We start from the raw sequence: 15,417 nt of genomic DNA, 5'->3' as shown, positions 1-15,417 counted from the left end.
GCGTGATCCCCGCGGCACGGCAGGATGGGTGACGTGACCACCACCCACGAGCCCGCCCGCCGGCTGCGCTCGGCGCTGTTCCTCGACTTCGACAACGTGTACATCGGCCTGCAGCGCCTCGACCCGCGCGCGGCCGAGGCGTTCGCGACGGACCCGGGCCACTGGCTGTCCGAGCTCGGCCAGGGGTCGGACGTCGACGGCGACCTGACGCGCCGCTTCCTGGTCCGGGCCTGCTACCTCAACCCGTCGGTGTACTCGCGGTTCCGCCCGAACTTCACGCGCGCGGGCTTCCGCGTCGTCGACTGCCCGTCGCTCACGCAGCAGGGCAAGTCGAGCGCCGACATCAACCTCGTGCTCGACGCGGTCGACGCGCTCGCGGCGCCCACGCGGTACGACGAGTTCGTCATCGTGTCCGCCGACGCCGACTTCACGCCGCTCGCGCAGCGCTGCCGCGCCGACGACCGGCGCGTGACGATCATCACGGCCTCGCCCGCGGCGTCGGCGTACCGCGCGGTCGCGGACACCGTGATCGGCGCCGACGCGCTGGCCGACCTCGTGACGCAGACCGCGTCGCCGCTCGACTCCGAGCCCGTCGTGGCGCCCGAGGCCGCGACCGAGGCGGTCGCACCCGCCGCGGCGCCGGCCACGTCGAAGGCGGCGGGCTCGCGCTCGGCGTCGCGCCCCGCGGGCGCCCCGGCGGGATCCTCGGCCGCGACCGAGCCGGCGGCCGCCACGGAGACGACCGCCTCCGGCACGAACAACCGCGCGGAGGCGGCGCCCGCCCGCACGACCTCGAAGGCCCGCGCCGCCGAGCGGGTCGTCGACGAGGGCGAGGCCCGGGCGCGGCGCGCGGTCCGGCGTGCGGTCCGCAAGGCGGACGCACCGCTGCCGCTGGGTGCGGCCGCGCAGGTCGCGCTCGACGCGTACCCGGGGCTGGGCACGTCGCAGTGGGCCGGGGCGGGCGGCTTCACGGCGTGGCTCACGCGCGTGCTGCCCGATCTCGACGTGTCGACGCGCCCGCCGGGCCACGTGTGGGACCCGGAGCGCTTCGGCGAGGCCGACCTGCCGGGGGCCGTCGCCGACACCGACCCGAGCGACCTGCAGCGCCAGGTCATCTCGGTCACCGACACGCCCGGCCTGAGCCAGGCGCAGTACCGCGTGCTGCTCGAGACGCTCGCGGCGGACGTGCGGGCGCACACGTTCGAGCGCGTCGCGACGTCGCGCCGCGTGCACGAGGCGTGCCAGCAGTCGGGCACCAAGGTCGGGCGCTCGACCGTGAACTTCGTGATCTCGGGCGTGCTCTACACGGGGCTGTCGCTGGCCGACGGTCCGTCGGCCGAGCAGGTCGCGGCGGCGTGGGCGGACAACGTCATCGGCCTGTGCCGCGGTGCGCGCATGGAGCTGACGAACGGCGACGCGGCGGCGATCCGCGCCTGGGTGGGCGGCGGGCTCGTGCCGGCCTGACGGCGCCGCGCGGGCGCCCCCGCGGTCAGCGCGCGGGCGCCTGCGCGAGGAAGTCGACGACCAGGGCGGCCAGCCGGTCGGGCGCGCACACGGGCAGCATGTGCCCCGCGCGCGGGACGACCGCGAGCCGGGCGTCGGGCAGCGCGTCGACGATCAGGCGCGTGTGCTCGGGGCGCACGACGTCCCGCTCGCCCACCACGACGAGCGTGGGCGCGGTGACGAGCGCGAGGTCGGCCGGGTCGATGCTCGGGTCGTCCACCATGAGCGCGAGCCGCTCGGCGGGACCGCGCAGGGGCGGCACGAGCCGGGCGACCGACGCCACCACGGCGTGCGCGAGCTGCACCTCGACGAGCGCGCGCATCGTGAGCCCCTCGGGGAAGAGGTTCGCGCCGACGACGACGAGGCGGTCCACCCGGTCGGGGTGACGCACGGCCAGCTCGAGCGCGACGTTGCCGCCGTCGGAGAAGCCCAGCACGTCGGCGTGCGCGAGTCCGAGCCGGTCGAGGACCGCCGCGACGTCGTCGGCCATGGCCGCGATGCGCAGCGGACCGGCGCCGCGCGGGCTGCGGCCGTGCGAGCGCGAGTCGAGGCCCACGAGCAGGCGCCCCGCGCCGAGCGGCTCGACCATGCGGTCGAACACGTGGTGGTCCTCGCCGTTGCCGTGCAGCAGCACCAGCGGGCGTCCCTCGCCCCTGGTGACGACCCACAGCGGGCCGACCCGGCCGCCGGGGGCCGGGAGGCGCTGCACGGTCGGGGCGACGTCCACGACGCCGACACTAGGACGCCCGACCGGGAGCCGCGCGGGCGCGGGCTGTGGCCCGGCTGTGCGGCTGCGCACACCGCCCGTCCGGAATGGTCCCGGGGGTGCGCGGGTTGCCCCTGACGTGACAGCGATCTCCGTGCTCGACCTCGTCCCCGTCCGCTCCGACCAGACCACGGCGGACGCCGTGGCCGCGACGCTCGCGCTCGCGCGGGTGGCCGACGAGCTCGGCGCGCGCCGCTACTGGGTGGCCGAGCACCACAACATGCCGGCGGTCGCCGCGACCAACGCGCCGCTGCTGATGTCGCTGATCGCCGCCGCGACGTCGCGCGTGCGGGTCGGGTCGGGCGGCGTCATGCTGCCGAACCACTCGCCACTCGTGGTCGCGGAGCAGGTCGCGCTGCTGGAGGCCGCGTTCCCGGGCCGCGTCGACGTCGGGATCGGCCGTGCGCCGGGCTCGGACCCGGTGACGAGCCACCTGCTGCGCCGCGGCGCGAGCGGCGACGGCGTCGACACGTTCGACGACGACGTCGCGGCCCTCGCGGCGCTCGTGCGCCCCGAGGGCGTGGACGTGCGCGTGGGGTCGACGTCGTACCCGCTGCGGGCGACGCCGCGCGCGACGTCGGCACCGCAGCTGTGGCTGCTCGGCTCGTCGACGTACTCGGCCCAGCTCGCGGGGCGGCTCGGGCTGCCGTACGTGTTCGCGCACCACTTCGCGGGGCGCGGCACCGCCGAGGCGGTCGCGCTGTACCGCAGCACGTTCCAGCCGTCCGACGCGCTGCCCGAGCCGCGCACGATCGCGGTCGCGAACGTCGCGGTCGCCCCGACCGCGGACGAGGCGCGGCGCCTGGTGCTGCCGCAGGTGCGCACCATGTGGCGGCTGCGCAGCGGTCTGCCGCTCGAGGCGCAGGAGCTCGTCGAGGACGCCGAGGCCGCTCCCCTGCCGGCCGCGGCCGACGAGGGCGTCGCGGCGCTCACGGCGTCGTGGGTCGTCGGTGACCCGGCGTCCGCGGCCGCGGAGCTGCGCGAGCTCGCGGGGCGCATCGGGGCCGACGAGGTCATGGTCGCGCCCGTCGCGGGTGCGACGCGCGGCACGCCGGCCGACGCGTCGCCCGCACGTGAGCGGACGCTGCGCCTGCTGGCGGACGCCCTGGCCTGAGCCGGCCGTGCCGGCCCGTCCGGACGGACGGGCACGGACCCACGCCCGTCGGGCCGGTGCTCCCCGGCCCGACGGCTGCCGTCACAACCGCGGGTCGACCGGCGCCGACTCCAGCGCGAGCACGCCGAACACCGCCTCGTGCACGCGCCACAGCGGCGCCCCCGCGACGTACCGCTCGAGCGCCTCGACGCCCAGCGCGTACTCCCGCAGCGCGAGCGACCGCTTGCGCCCGAGCGACCGCTGCCGCAGGCGCGGCAGGTGCGACGTGTACTCGGGGCCGTACACGATCCGCAGGTACTCCCGGCCCCGGACCTTGACGCCCGGCTGCACGAGGCCCCGCGGTCCGCGCACGAGGTTCGCGAGCGGCTTGACGACCATGCCCTCGCCGCCGTCGTCGGTGAGCGCCTGCCACCACGCGGTGCCCTCGGCGACCGACGCGGGGTCGCCCGTGCGGACCACGAGGCGGCGCGTGCCCAGCAGCACGCCCGACGCGTCGGCCGCGACCAGCCGGTCCGCGACGCCCAGGTGCCACAGGTGGTCGCGGTCGGTGAACGTGCGGCTGCCCGCCGCGAGCACCTGGAACGGCGCGAGGCGCACGCCGTCGAGGCCGTCGACGTCCCACACGTAGCGGCGGTAGGCGGCCGTGAACCGCTCGGCGTCGTCCGCGCGGCGGCGCGTGCGCGTCAGCAGCTCGGAGACGTCGAGGCCCCGGTCGCCGGCGGCCGCGAGCGCGTCGACCGCCGCGGGCAGCACCGCGCGCGCCGCCGCGCCGACGGCCGCGTACTGCGTGCGCAGCAGCTCGCCCGCCTTGGCCGACCACGGCAGCAGCTCGCAGTCGAGCAGCAGCCACGCGTCGTCGCCGTCGGCGAGCAGGTCGTCCCACGCGCCGGCCGCCGCCACGGCGGACGCCACCGTGTCGACGAGCGCCTGCGTGCGCGCCGCGTCCTGCCAGAACGCGCGGCCCGTGCGGGTCCACACCGCGCCCGTCGCACCCGCGGGCAGCGCGAAGCGCGCCGCGGCGACCGTCGCGTCGCGGCACACGAGCACGACGGCCCGCGAGCCCATGTGCTTCTCCTCGCACACGACGTCGGCCACGCCGTCGTGCGCGTACTGCGCGAACGCCTCGCGCGGGTGCTCGAGCAGGTCGCCCTCGCGCGCGGTCGCGCACGGGCTCATGGTGGGCGGCAGGTGCAGCAGCACGCGCGGGTCGAGCGCGAACCGGCTCATGACCTCGAGCGCACCGACCGCGTCCTCGGGACGCAGCGACACGCGACCCATGAGCCGCGTCTCGACCACGCGCCGGCCGGCGACGTCGTCGAGGCGCAGGCGGTCCGGTGCGCCGCGCACGACGTCACCGTCCGGGCCGCCGCCGGGCGCGCCGGACCGACCCACGACCACGGGCGCGCCGTCGGTCGGCTCGGCGCGCGGGAACGGCCGCACCGGGTCGCACCAGACGCGCTCGGCGGTGACCTGCACGGCCTCCCGCTCGGGGTACCGCAGCGCCGAGAGCCGCCCGCCGAACACGCACCCGGTGTCGAGGCACAGCGTGTCGTTGACCCACGTGAGCGCGGGCGTCGGCGTGTGGCCGTAGAGGACCGTCGCGCTGCCGCGGTAGTCCTCCGCCCACGGCAGGCGCACGGGCAGGCCGTACTCGTCGGTCTCGCCGGTCGTGTCCCCGAACAGCGCGAACGAGCGCACGCGTCCCGACGCGCGCCCGTGGTACGCCTCCTTGAGGCCCGCGTGCGCGACGACGAGCCGCCCCTCGTCGAGCACGTAGTGCGCGACGAGGCGGTCGCAGAACGCCCGGACCCGCTCGCGGAACTCCGGCGGCTCGGCGGCGAGCTGCGCGAGCGTCTCGGCGAGCCCGTGCGACGTGCTGACCTGCCGCCCCGCGAGCGCGCGCACGAGCTTGGCCTCGTGGTTGCCGGACACGCACAGCGCGTGCCCCGCCTCGACCATGCCCATGACGAGCCGCAGCACGCCCGGGCTGTCCGGGCCGCGGTCGACGAGGTCGCCGACGAACACCGCGCGCCGCCCCTCGGGGTGCGTCGCGTCGACCGGGCGCCCCTCGGCGTCGCGCACGAGCACGTAGCCGAGCCGGCCGAGCAGCGTCTCGAGCTCGGCGCGGCAGCCGTGCACGTCGCCGACCACGTCGAACGGGCCGGTCACGCCCCGCAGGTCGTTGCGCAGCGGCACGCGCACGACCTCGGCGGCCTCGACGGCCGCGACGCCGTCGAGCACGTGCACCGTGCGGAAGCCCTCGCGCGCGAGCCCGCGCACCGAACGTCGCAGCTGCTGCGCCTGCCGGCGGACGACGTGCGTGCCGAAGCCGCGGTCGGGGCGCGCCGCGTTGCGGGCCTGGGCGACGTCCTCGGGCACGTCGAGCACGATCGCGACGGGCAGCACGTCGTGCTCGCGCGCGACGGCCACGAGCTGGCGGCGCGCGTCGGGCTGCACGTTGGTCGCGTCGACGACCGTGAGCAGCCCCGCGCGCAGCCGGACGCCGACGAGGTGGTGCAGCAGCGCGAACGCCTCGGGCGTCGCGGCCTGCGACGTCGGGTCGTCGGACACGACGCCGCGGCACTAGTCGGACGAGACGGTCTCGAACGGCCCGAAGTGCCGGGCCGCGAACGTCGACTTGCCGGACCCGGACGTGCCGACCAGCACGACGAGGCAGGTCGCGGGGATCTCCAGGCGGGTCATGCGGTCACCTCCGGGTGAGGACGGCGAGCTGCGTGGGCGGACCGACGTCGGGGTCCTCGTCGCCGACGCCGCCGAACGTGACGTCGTAGCCATGCGCGGCCGCGGCCGCGCGCGCCCAGTCGCGGAACTGCGCGCGCGTCCACTCGAAGCGGTGGTCGTGGTGCCGCAGGTGGCCGGCGTCCAGCCCGTAGCGCGCGTTGTGCTCGACGTTCGGGGTCGTGACCACGAGCGCGCCGGGGCGCGCGTGCCCGAGCACGGCCTGCTCCAGCGCGGGCAGGCGCGGCGGGTCGACGTGCTCGACCACCTCCATGAGCACGGCCGCGTCGAACCCGACGAGCCGGTCGTCGAGGTACGTGAGCGCGGACTGCGCGAGGTCGACGCGGGCGCGCTGCCGCTCGGGCAGCCGGTCGAGCCGCAGCCGGCGCGCGGCGACCTGCAGCGCGCGGTGCGACACGTCGACGCCCAGCAGCCGGTCGAACGACGCGTCGGCCAGCAGCTCGCGCAGCAGCACGCCCTCGCCGCAGCCGAGGTCGACGACCGTGCGTGCGCCGGCGGCGCGCAGCGCGGCGTGCACGGCCTCGACGCGGAGCCGCGCGAGCGCCGGCGTGCGCGGCCCGTCGTCGGCGACTGCGTCGGCGTCGGTGTCGGCGGGGGTGCCGGTGGGGGTGCCGGTGGTCGCGGACGTCGCCGCGGACGTGTCGTCGACGTCCTCCGGGCGTGCCGCGACCGCGTCGTCGAGCGCGTCGGCCGGCACGTGCTCGACCTCGGCGAGCCGCTCGAGCGCCGACGCCGCGAGCGGGCGGCTGCGCCGCAGGTAGCGGTCCACGACGACGTCGCGGCGCGGGTGGTCGGCGAGCCACGCCTCCCCCGCGCGCAGCAGCTTGTCGACCTCGTCCTCGCCGACCCAGTAGTGCTTCTCGCCGTCGAGCGCGGGCAGCAGCACGTACAGGTGGGACAGCGCGTCCGCGAGCCGCAGCGTGCCGCGCAGCCGTAGGTCGACGTAGCGCGAGTCGCCCCAGGCCGGCACGCGCGGGTCGAGCGGCAGCGGCGTCGCGGCGACGTCCCAGCCGAGCGGCGCGAACAGCTCGGCGACGAGCGCGACGTCGCCGCGCACCGCGACCGCGGGCACGTGGACCTCGAGCGGCAGCGCGCGGGACGCCAGCTCGGGGCGCCGGTCGCAGCGCCCCGTCATGGCGGTGCCGAACACGCGGCGCAGCGCGACCGCGAGCACCGACGCCGACGCGTACGGCACGTCGTTGACGTAGGCGGCGAGCGGTCCGTCGCCGCGGCCCGCGCGGTCGCGCACGAGGCCGACGGGGTCGACCTCGACGAGCAGCGCGACGGTGCACCGCTCGGCGTCGGCGCGCGGGTAGAGCACGTGCGCCGTGCCGACGCCCGCGTCGAACGTCTGCACGCGGTCGGGGTGCTTGTGCAGCAGGTGGCCCAGGTCGGACGCCGGGGTGGCGGCGTCGGGGGCGTCGGCGGTCAGCGTGAGCAGCACGCGCGTGATCGTGCCAGGTGGTGGCGGGCCGGCCCAGGGCTTTGGCGGTGACGCGCCCGCGTGCACACCCGGCTCGGCGACGTGCCGAGCTCTGCGACGCTCCCCGCTCGGCGGCGCCCCGCTCAGCGGCGCTCGAGCAGCGTGAGGACCTCGTGGTGCCCGGTGTGCGGGAACATGTCGAGGACCTGCGCGCGCACGAGCCGCAGCGACGGCATGTGCGCGAGGTCGCGCGCGAGCGAGCCGGAGTGGCACGACGAGTACAGGACGCGCGGCACGCCGCTGCCCTCGAGCCAGCGGCTGAGCGGCTCCCCGAGCCCGCGCCGCGGGGGGTTGACCACGACGAGGTCGGGCACGTCGTGCGCGGCGAGCGCGAACGCGGTCGCGTCGCCCGCGAGGAACCGGGTGCCGGGCAGCCCCGCGTCGTGCGCGGTCTGCTCGGCGCTCGCGACGGCCTCGGCGCTCGTCTCGACCCCGACGACCGTGCGGCCCGGCCGCGCGAGGTGCAGCGCGAACCCGCCGACGCCGCAGTACAGGTCCCACGCCGAGGCGACCTCGGCCTCGTCGGCCCACGCGACCGCCTGCCGGTAGAGCGCGGCCGCGACGTCGGTGTTGGTCTGGAAGAAGGACCGCGGCCGCAGGTGCAGGTCGAGCCCGTTGACCCGCATGCGCAGCGTGCCACGCTCGGTGAGCAGGATCTCGCGGTCGCCCTCGAGCACCGCGGCGTGCGCGGGCTGCACGTTGACGGACGCGACGACGAGCGACGGCAGCGCCGCCTGCAACGACGGCAGGTGCTTGCGGATCCGCGCGAGCGCCTCGGTGCTGCGCAGCACGAACCGCACCAGGAGCTCGCCGTCGGGCGACCCGGTGACGAGCACGTGCTTGAGCTCGCCGCGGCGCGTCGGGACGTCGTACGGCACGAGGCCCGCGCGCGTGACGAACGCGGCGAGCGGCGGCAGCGCGGCGCTCACGGCCGGCGGGTACAGCGGGCAGCCCTGCAGGTCGACGCCGTGGCCGTGCGCGTCGAGGATCCCGAGCGTGGGGGCGTCGACCGTGCCGGCGACGACCATCTTGGCCTTGTTGCGGAACCCCGCCTCGGCGCTCGTGACGGTCGGGAGCCACGTCACGCCCGCCGGGTCCCCGAGCACGGTGCGCACGTGCCGCTGCTGCGCGTCGACCTGCTCGGGGTACGGCTGCGCGAGGAGCGTGCACGAGTGGCACACGCCCGCGTCGAAGTACCCGCAGCGCACGTCACCAGCCTACGGGGCGTCGCCCGCGGCCTCGCAGGGAGCGCTCGCCGTCAGTCCCCGGCCGTCGACGCGCGCACCACGACGCGCGGCTCGATCGTCTCGACCCCGGCGTCCTGCTGGCCGGCGACGAGCGCCGACAGCCGGGTCGCGGCACGCCGGCCCATGGTCTCGAAGTTCATGTCGACGCTGGTCAGCGCGGGACGGGAACCGGCGATCATGGGCTGCCAGTTGTCGAACCCGATGACGGCGACGTCGGCCGGCACGCGCACGCCGCGCTCGCGCAGCGCGTCGAGCACGCCGCGCGCGATCTGGTCGCTGCCGCACACCACGGCGTCGACCGCGGGGTCGGCGTCGAGCACGGCGGTGACGCCCGCGCGGCCCCATGCCTCGCTCCAGGAGCCGTAGCGCACCGGGCCGACCGGCTCGACGCCCGCGTCCGCGAGCGCCTGCGCGACCCCCGTGGCGCGGTCCTGCGCGGCCGCGTACGTCGCGTCGCCCGAGACGTGCGCGATGCGCCGACGCCCGAGCGCCAGCAGGTGCTCGGCCGCGAGCCGCCCGGCGGTGACGTTGTCGGGCACGACCGACGCGTCGCGCGGGTCGACCGACGGCGCGTACGCGTACACCGCGGGGACCGGGACGTCGGTGCCGAGGGACGGCCGCGGGTCGGTGGTCGAGCCCACGACGATGAGGCCGTCGACGCGGCGGCCGAGCAGCGCGCGCAGGTGGTGCTGCTCGCGGATCGCGTCGCCGCGCGCGTCGCACAGGAAGACGGACGTGCTGCCGGCGCCGAACGCGTCCTCGGCGCCCATGAGGATGGGCAGGCTGAAGCGGCCCTCGAGGTCGTGCGTGAGCAGCCCGACCGTGCCGGTCTGCCCCGCGGTGATGGCGCGCGCGAGCGAGTTCGGGGTGAAGGACAGCCGGTCGGCGATCTCCTGCACGCGGCGGCGCGTGTCGGGGTGGACCTCGGCCTTGCCGTTGAGCGCCTTGGAGGCGGTGGCCACCGAGACGCCGGCGAGCTGCGCGACGTCGCGCAGCGTCACGGGCCGCGGCCTGCCGTCCGTGGTCGTCATGGTCACCCTCCGTCGCTCCCTGCCCGCGACCGGCCGGACCGACGCGCTGCGGACCTCATCATGCCCGAAAACGGCATCCTGCACACCCGGTTGACCGACGCATCTTCCCAGTGTTAGCGTCCCGAAACGGGTTTCGGTCGCTTTCGGCCGACGGTGGTCTCACCGGTCCGCCGCAGCGACGCGGCGTCGGGCGCCCGGCAGGTCATCACGCATCGACGAGGAGCGGAGCGGGCACCCCACCCGCACCGGCCGGGCACCCCACCCGCGCCACCGACCTCGTCCTGACGAACGGGAGCCCGGTTGATGGACATCAACGGCAACGACGCACGGCCCACCCCTCGCCGCCGCAGGTGGCTGACGCTCGCGTCCCTCGCCGCGGCGAGCGGCCTGCTGCTCGCCGCCTGCACGGGCGGCACGTCCGCCGGCGGCGGCGACGCGACCGGCGGATCGGCCGGCGGCGACACCGTCACGGTGTGGCACTACTTCTCGGACGAGAACCAGGTCCGCCTCATGGACGAGCTCGCCGACAAGTTCGAGGCCGAGCACGACGGCGCGACCGTCGAGAACGTCTTCGTCCCCTACGACCAGCTCAACTCCAAGCTCGTCTCCGCCGCGGGCGCCAAGACCGGCCCGGACGTCGTCGTGTTCAACGGCGCGGAGGCCTCGACCCTCGCGCTCGGCGGCGCGCTCGCGCCCCTCGACGACTACTGGGCCGACTTCGCCGACGCCGACAAGGTCTCGCCGTCCGTCATCCACCAGGTCGACGGCACCACCTACGCCGTGCAGGGCTACGTGAACCTGCTCGGCCTCTGGTACAACGCCGACATCCTCGCCGAGATCGGCGTCGAGCCGCCCACCACGATGGACGAGCTCGAGGCCGCGATGGCCAAGGCCAAGGACGCCGGCTACGCGGGCATCACGCTGTCGGCGCTGCCGCAGTCGCAGGGCGAGTGGCAGGCCTACCCCTGGATCACGTCCGAGGGCTTCAGCTACGACGAGCCGCAGGCCGACGCGCTCGCCGCGGGCCTGGCCCGCGTGCGCGGCTGGGTCGAGAACGGCTGGCTGTCGCAGGAGTCCGTGACGTGGGACCAGACCGTGCCGTTCCAGCAGTTCGCCGCCGGGAAGACCGCGTTCGCGGCGAACGGCAACTGGCAGATGGGCACCGCGAAGTCCGACGCGCAGTTCGAGTACGGCGTCGTCCCGCTGCCGCTGTCCAGCACCGGCGGCGTCTACCTCGGCGGCGAGGGCGAGGGCATCGGCGCGTTCAGCAAGAACCCCGACCTCGCGTGGGAGTACCTCACGGCGACGTACCTCGACGCGAAGGGCCAGCTGCTGCCGGCCGAGATCGTCGGCTCGCTGCCCTCGCGCACCGACGCCGCGGCCGACGAGGCCGTGACCGGCAACGCGCTGCTCGAGCCGTTCGCGCAGACCATCACGCAGTTCGGGGCGAACTACCCGGCCTCGGTGATCCCCGCGCAGTCCGTGGCCGACGTCCAGCTCACGCTCGGCCAGGCGTGGAGCGCCGCGGTCGGCGGTCAGAAGTCGCCGCAGCAGGCCGCCGACGACGCGATCGCCGCGCTCGGCCCGCTGCTCGACTGAGCCGCAGCCCCACCCACCACCCCGTCCGCCCGCGCCCGGTCGTCCGGCGCGACACCCCCTGGAGGTCCCCATGACCACCTCGCTCGCGCCGGCGGCCGGGCGGGCCGTGACCCGCCCGGCCCCTGGGCCGCGGCGCCGCCCGCCGCGGCAGACCCGGATGCTGTTCCTGCTCCCGGCCGCCGTGTTCCTCGGCCTGCTGAGCATCTACCCGCTCGTCACGCTGCTGCGGATGGCCGTCTCGAAGGTCACCGCCGCGACCCTCAACGCCGATTGGGCGTACACGGGCCTGGAGAACCTGCGCGCCGGGTTCGAGTCCGGCGACACGACCGCGGCGCTGTCGCGCACCGCGGTGTTCGTCGTGGTCGTCACGGTGCTCGGCATGGGGCTCGGCCTGGGCGGCGCGATCGCGCTGCGCACGTCGGGCCGGTGGTCGGGCGCGCTGCTCGCCCTCATGGTGTTCGTGTGGGCGCTGCCCCCGGTCGTCAACGGGTCGGTGTGGAAGTTCCTGCTCGCCGACTCCGGCCTGGTCAACACCGTGCTGCTCGCCACCGGGCTGCGGGACACGCCCGTGCCGTTCCTCTACGACCAGTACTGGGCGCTCGGTGCCGTGGCGTTCGTGAACTCGTTCGCCGTCATCCCGTTCAACGCGCTCGTGTACCGCGCGGCCCTGCTGACGATCGACCCCGAGGTCTTCGAGGCCGCGCAGCTCGACGGCGCGACCAAGTCGCAGCAGGTGCGCCACATCATGGTCCCGTCGGTGCGGCCCACGACGCTCGTGCTGCTGATCCTCACGCTCGTCTACGGGTTCCGCAGCTTCGACTTCATCTACGTCATGACCTACGGCGGGCCCGGCACCGCCACCAACACGCTGCCGTTCCTGGGCTACCTGCAGGCGTTCGTCCGCTACGACTACGGCCTGGGCGCCGCGACGTCCGTCGTCGCCGTGCTCGGCGTGCTCGTGCTGGCCGTCCTGTACGCCCGCAGCATCCGCAAGGAGGAGGCGCACGGATGAACCAGGTGAAGGCCGGCCCGGTCGCCGTGGCCACCAAGCTGCTCCTCACGCTCATGTACGGCGTGCCGATCCTGTGGATCCTCCTCACGTCGGTCAAGAGCTCGGGCGACGTGTTCGACCGCGCGTCGACGTTCGTCTTCTCCCCCACCCTCGACGCCTACCGCGAGGCGATCACGCCGACGCTGTGGCGCGCGATGGGGCAGTCCGCGACCATCGCCGTCGGCGCGACCGCGCTCGTCCTGGCGATCGCCGTGCCGGCCGCCTACGGCCTGGCGCGCACGACCGGCTGGTTGCCGACCGTCGGGCTCGGCATGCTGATCGTGCTGCAGATGATGCCGCAGACCGCGACCGTCATCCCGCTGTTCCAGATCTTCAGCAGCTGGCGCCTGCTCGACACGACGGCCGCGGTGATTTTGGCCGACGCGGCCCTGCTGATCCCGTTCGCGACGCTGCTGCTGCGCCCGTTCTTCCGGGCCGTCCCGCCGCAGCTCGAGGAGGCGTCGTCGATCGACGGCGCCGGGATCCTGCGGACGTTCTGGCAGGTCGTGCTGCCCGTCGCACGCAACGGCGTCTTCACCGTCGGGACGCTGATCTTCCTGCTCGCGTGGGGCGAGTTCCTCTACGCCGTGAACTTCTACCTCACGCCCGGCAGCTACCCGCTCAGCGCGCTGCTCGCGCAGCAGGTCTCGGCGTTCGGCATCAACTGGCCCGGCCTCATGGCCCTGGCCGTGCTGACGTCCGTCCCGATCCTCGTCGTCTTCAGCCTCACCTACCGCCAGCTCAAGGACGGCCTGACGGTCGGCGCGGTCAAGTAGCCCGCGCCCCGTCCCCCACCGCCCGCCCCGGCACCGCCGGACCGAACCACCCCCGGAGCTCGTCATGCCCTCGTCCGAGACCGTCGACCTGCGCGTCGGCCCCCACCAGCACGGCCGCCCGGCCGTCCCGTCCCGCGCCCGCTGGCGCCCGCTCGGCCTCGACGAGGTCACGATCACGGGCGGCTTCTGGGGCGACCTGCAGGCGCTCAACGCGCGCACGATGATCACGCACGTCGAGGGCTGGCTCGAGCGGCTCGGCTGGACGGGCAACTTCGACGCCGCCGTCGAGGGGCGGCTGCCGCGCGACCGCCGGGGTCGGGAGTTCTCCGACTCCGAGACGTACAAGCTGCTCGAGGCGATGGCCTGGGAGGTCGGACGCACGGGCGACGCCGACCTCGACCGGCGCCTGCGGTCGATCGCGGCGCGCGTGGCCGCGGCGCAGGAGCCCGACGGCTACGTCTCGACGATGTTCGGCCGCCCCGGGCAGCAGCCGCGGTGGTCGGACCTCGAGTGGGGCCACGAGCTGTACTGCATCGGGCACCTGGTGCAGGCGGGCGTGGCCCGGGCCCGCACGTTCGGCGACGACGAGATCGTGCGCGTCGCGATCCGCGCGGCCGACCTGGTGTGCCGCGAGTTCGGCGCCGACGGCCCGCAGCAGGGCGTGTGCGGCCACCCCGAGATCGAGGTCGCGTTGGTCGAGCTGTACCGCGTGACCGGTGAGCGTCGGTACCTCGACCAGGCGCGGCTGTTCGTCGAGCGGCGCGGGCACGGCGTGCTCGGCGAGATCGACTTCGGCCCGCAGTACTTCCAGGACGACGTGCCGGTGCGCGAGGCCACCGTGCTCGACGGGCACGCCGTGCGGGCCCTGTACCTCGCGTCGGGCGCCGCGGACCTCGCGGTCGAGGACGGCGACGACGAGCTGCTCGCGGCCGTCACCGGGCAGGTGCTCACGACGCTCGCGCGGCGCACCTACCTGACGGGCGGCATGGGCGCGCACCACGAGGGCGAGTCGTTCGGCGCCGACTTCGAGCTGCCGCCGGACCGGTCGTACTCGGAGACGTGCGCGGGCATCGCGTCGGTCATGACGAACCACCGCCTGCTGCTGCAGGACGGCGACGCGCGGCACGCCGACGCGGTCGAGCGCACGCTCTACAACGTCGTCGCGACGTCGCCCGCGCAGGACGGCCGGGCGTTCTACTACACGAACACGCTGCACCAGCGCGTGCCCGGCCGTGAGGTCGCGCCGGACGAGGTGAGCCCCCGCGCGGCGTCGAGCCTGCGCGCGCCGTTCTTCGCGGTGTCGTGCTGCCCGACCAACGTCACGCGCACGGTCGCGACGCTCGGCACGTACGTCGCGACGGTCGACGACGACGGCGTGCAGCTGCACCAGTACGCGCCGGCGACGGTGCGCACCGAGCTGACGGCGGGCCGCACGGCGGCCCTCGAGGTGACGACGGCCTACCCGCACGACGGTCGCGTGACGGTCCGCGCGGTCGAGGCGCCCGCGGGCGGCTGGACGCTCACGCTGCGTGTCCCGGCGTGGGCGCAGGGCGCGAGCGTCACGCTCGCCGACGGCACGTCGCAGGCGGCGGCGCCCGGGTACGTCGCGGTCCCCGGGCCGGCCGCCGGGCAGGAGGTCGTGCTCGACCTGCCGGTGCGCGCGCGCTGGACGTTCGCCGACCCGCGCGTCGACGCGGTGCGCGGGCAGGTCGCGGTCGAGCGCGGGCCGCTGGTCCTCGCGCTCGAGTCCACCGACCTCGGGCAGGACGTGGCCGCGGCCGTCGTCACGACCGACGCCGCACCCGTCGAGCGCGACGGCGCGGTGCTCGTCCCCGTCGCGACGCGCCCGCTGCCCGACGTGACGTGGCCGTTCGGCGACGACCCCGCGCCCGCACCCGACGCGCCGCGGCTCGTGCCGCTCGTGCCGTACCACGCGTGGGCCGAGCGCGGGCCGTCGACGATGCGGGTCTGGCTGCCGACCGTCTGACGCGTCCCCGACGCCCGCGGCGCCGCCCCACCCGGGCGCACCGCGGGCGTCGGCGCGCGCACGACCTGCCGCGCCGCGACCGCCGCCGTAGCCTGGGACC

Annotated in this window: 10 protein-coding genes and 1 pseudogene; 6 read left to right on the top strand and 5 right to left on the bottom strand. The window is 75.9% G+C overall.

The annotated features are described in order from the left end of the window. Positions 1–33: 33 nt before the first annotated feature. Entirely contained in the window at positions 34–1,464 is a 1,431-nt protein-coding gene (locus tag CS2_RS00325; RefSeq protein ID WP_070318404.1) for an NYN domain-containing protein, read from the top strand. Positions 1,465–1,489: 25 nt separating this feature from the next. Here CS2_RS00325 and CS2_RS00320 read toward each other — a convergent pair whose 3' ends face one another. Then, complete coding sequence (locus tag CS2_RS00320) at positions 1,490–2,230, bottom strand: alpha/beta fold hydrolase (RefSeq protein WP_070318403.1); 741 nt, start codon at positions 2,228–2,230, stop codon at positions 1,490–1,492. 118 nt (positions 2,231–2,348) lie between these two features. Between CS2_RS00320 and CS2_RS00315 the strand changes: the two genes are divergently transcribed. Next, entirely contained in the window at positions 2,349–3,383 is a 1,035-nt protein-coding gene (locus tag CS2_RS00315) for an LLM class flavin-dependent oxidoreductase (RefSeq protein WP_070318402.1), read from the top strand. An 81-nt stretch (positions 3,384–3,464) separates the two neighbouring features. Here CS2_RS00315 and CS2_RS00310 read toward each other — a convergent pair. The 4 genes and pseudogenes from CS2_RS00310 to CS2_RS00295 form a co-directional block, all read right to left on the bottom strand. Further along, a pseudogene (locus CS2_RS00310) lies at positions 3,465–6,086 on the bottom strand (polynucleotide kinase-phosphatase). 4 nt (positions 6,087–6,090) lie between these two features. Next, the gene (locus CS2_RS00305; RefSeq protein ID WP_070318401.1) at positions 6,091–7,587 is read right to left on the bottom strand and encodes a 3' terminal RNA ribose 2'-O-methyltransferase Hen1; all 1,497 of its coding nucleotides are present in this window, start codon (positions 7,585–7,587) and stop codon (positions 6,091–6,093) included. Positions 7,588–7,709: 122 nt separating this feature from the next. After that, entirely contained in the window at positions 7,710–8,834 is a 1,125-nt protein-coding gene (gene rlmC, locus CS2_RS00300; RefSeq protein WP_070318400.1) for a 23S rRNA (uracil(747)-C(5))-methyltransferase RlmC, read from the bottom strand. Positions 8,835–8,884: 50 nt separating this feature from the next. Continuing rightward, positions 8,885–9,904 (bottom strand): LacI family DNA-binding transcriptional regulator, encoded by a 1,020-nt coding sequence (locus CS2_RS00295; RefSeq protein ID WP_070318399.1) that lies wholly within the window; start codon positions 9,902–9,904, stop codon positions 8,885–8,887. Positions 9,905–10,207: 303 nt separating this feature from the next. On the opposite strand from CS2_RS00295, the gene CS2_RS00290 reads away from it, so the two are divergent. From CS2_RS00290 to CS2_RS00275, 4 genes are all read left to right on the top strand, one after another. Next, on the top strand, positions 10,208–11,503 hold the full coding sequence (locus tag CS2_RS00290; RefSeq protein ID WP_070318398.1) for a sugar ABC transporter substrate-binding protein: 1,296 nt from the start codon (positions 10,208–10,210) through the stop codon (positions 11,501–11,503). A 70-nt stretch (positions 11,504–11,573) separates the two neighbouring features. Then, entirely contained in the window at positions 11,574–12,515 is a 942-nt protein-coding gene (locus CS2_RS00285) for a carbohydrate ABC transporter permease (protein ID WP_070318397.1), read from the top strand. Then, a complete protein-coding gene (locus CS2_RS00280; RefSeq protein ID WP_046527961.1) occupies positions 12,512–13,330 on the top strand; it encodes a carbohydrate ABC transporter permease in 819 nt (272 codons plus the stop codon). Before CS2_RS00285 ends, CS2_RS00280 begins: the two co-directional genes overlap by 4 nt. Positions 13,331–13,394: 64 nt before the next feature. Continuing rightward, positions 13,395–15,317, top strand: coding sequence for a glycoside hydrolase family 127 protein (locus CS2_RS00275; RefSeq protein WP_082739554.1), 1,923 nt, complete (start codon positions 13,395–13,397; stop codon positions 15,315–15,317). Positions 15,318–15,417 lie beyond the last annotated feature (100 nt).

The organism is Cellulomonas iranensis NBRC 101100 = JCM 18110, from assembly GCF_001552375.1.
Taxonomy (GTDB): domain Bacteria; phylum Actinomycetota; class Actinomycetes; order Actinomycetales; family Cellulomonadaceae; genus Cellulomonas; species Cellulomonas iranensis.
The sequence above is the reverse complement of the archived record's forward strand: the minus strand, read 5'-3'. Positions and strand labels throughout refer to the sequence as shown.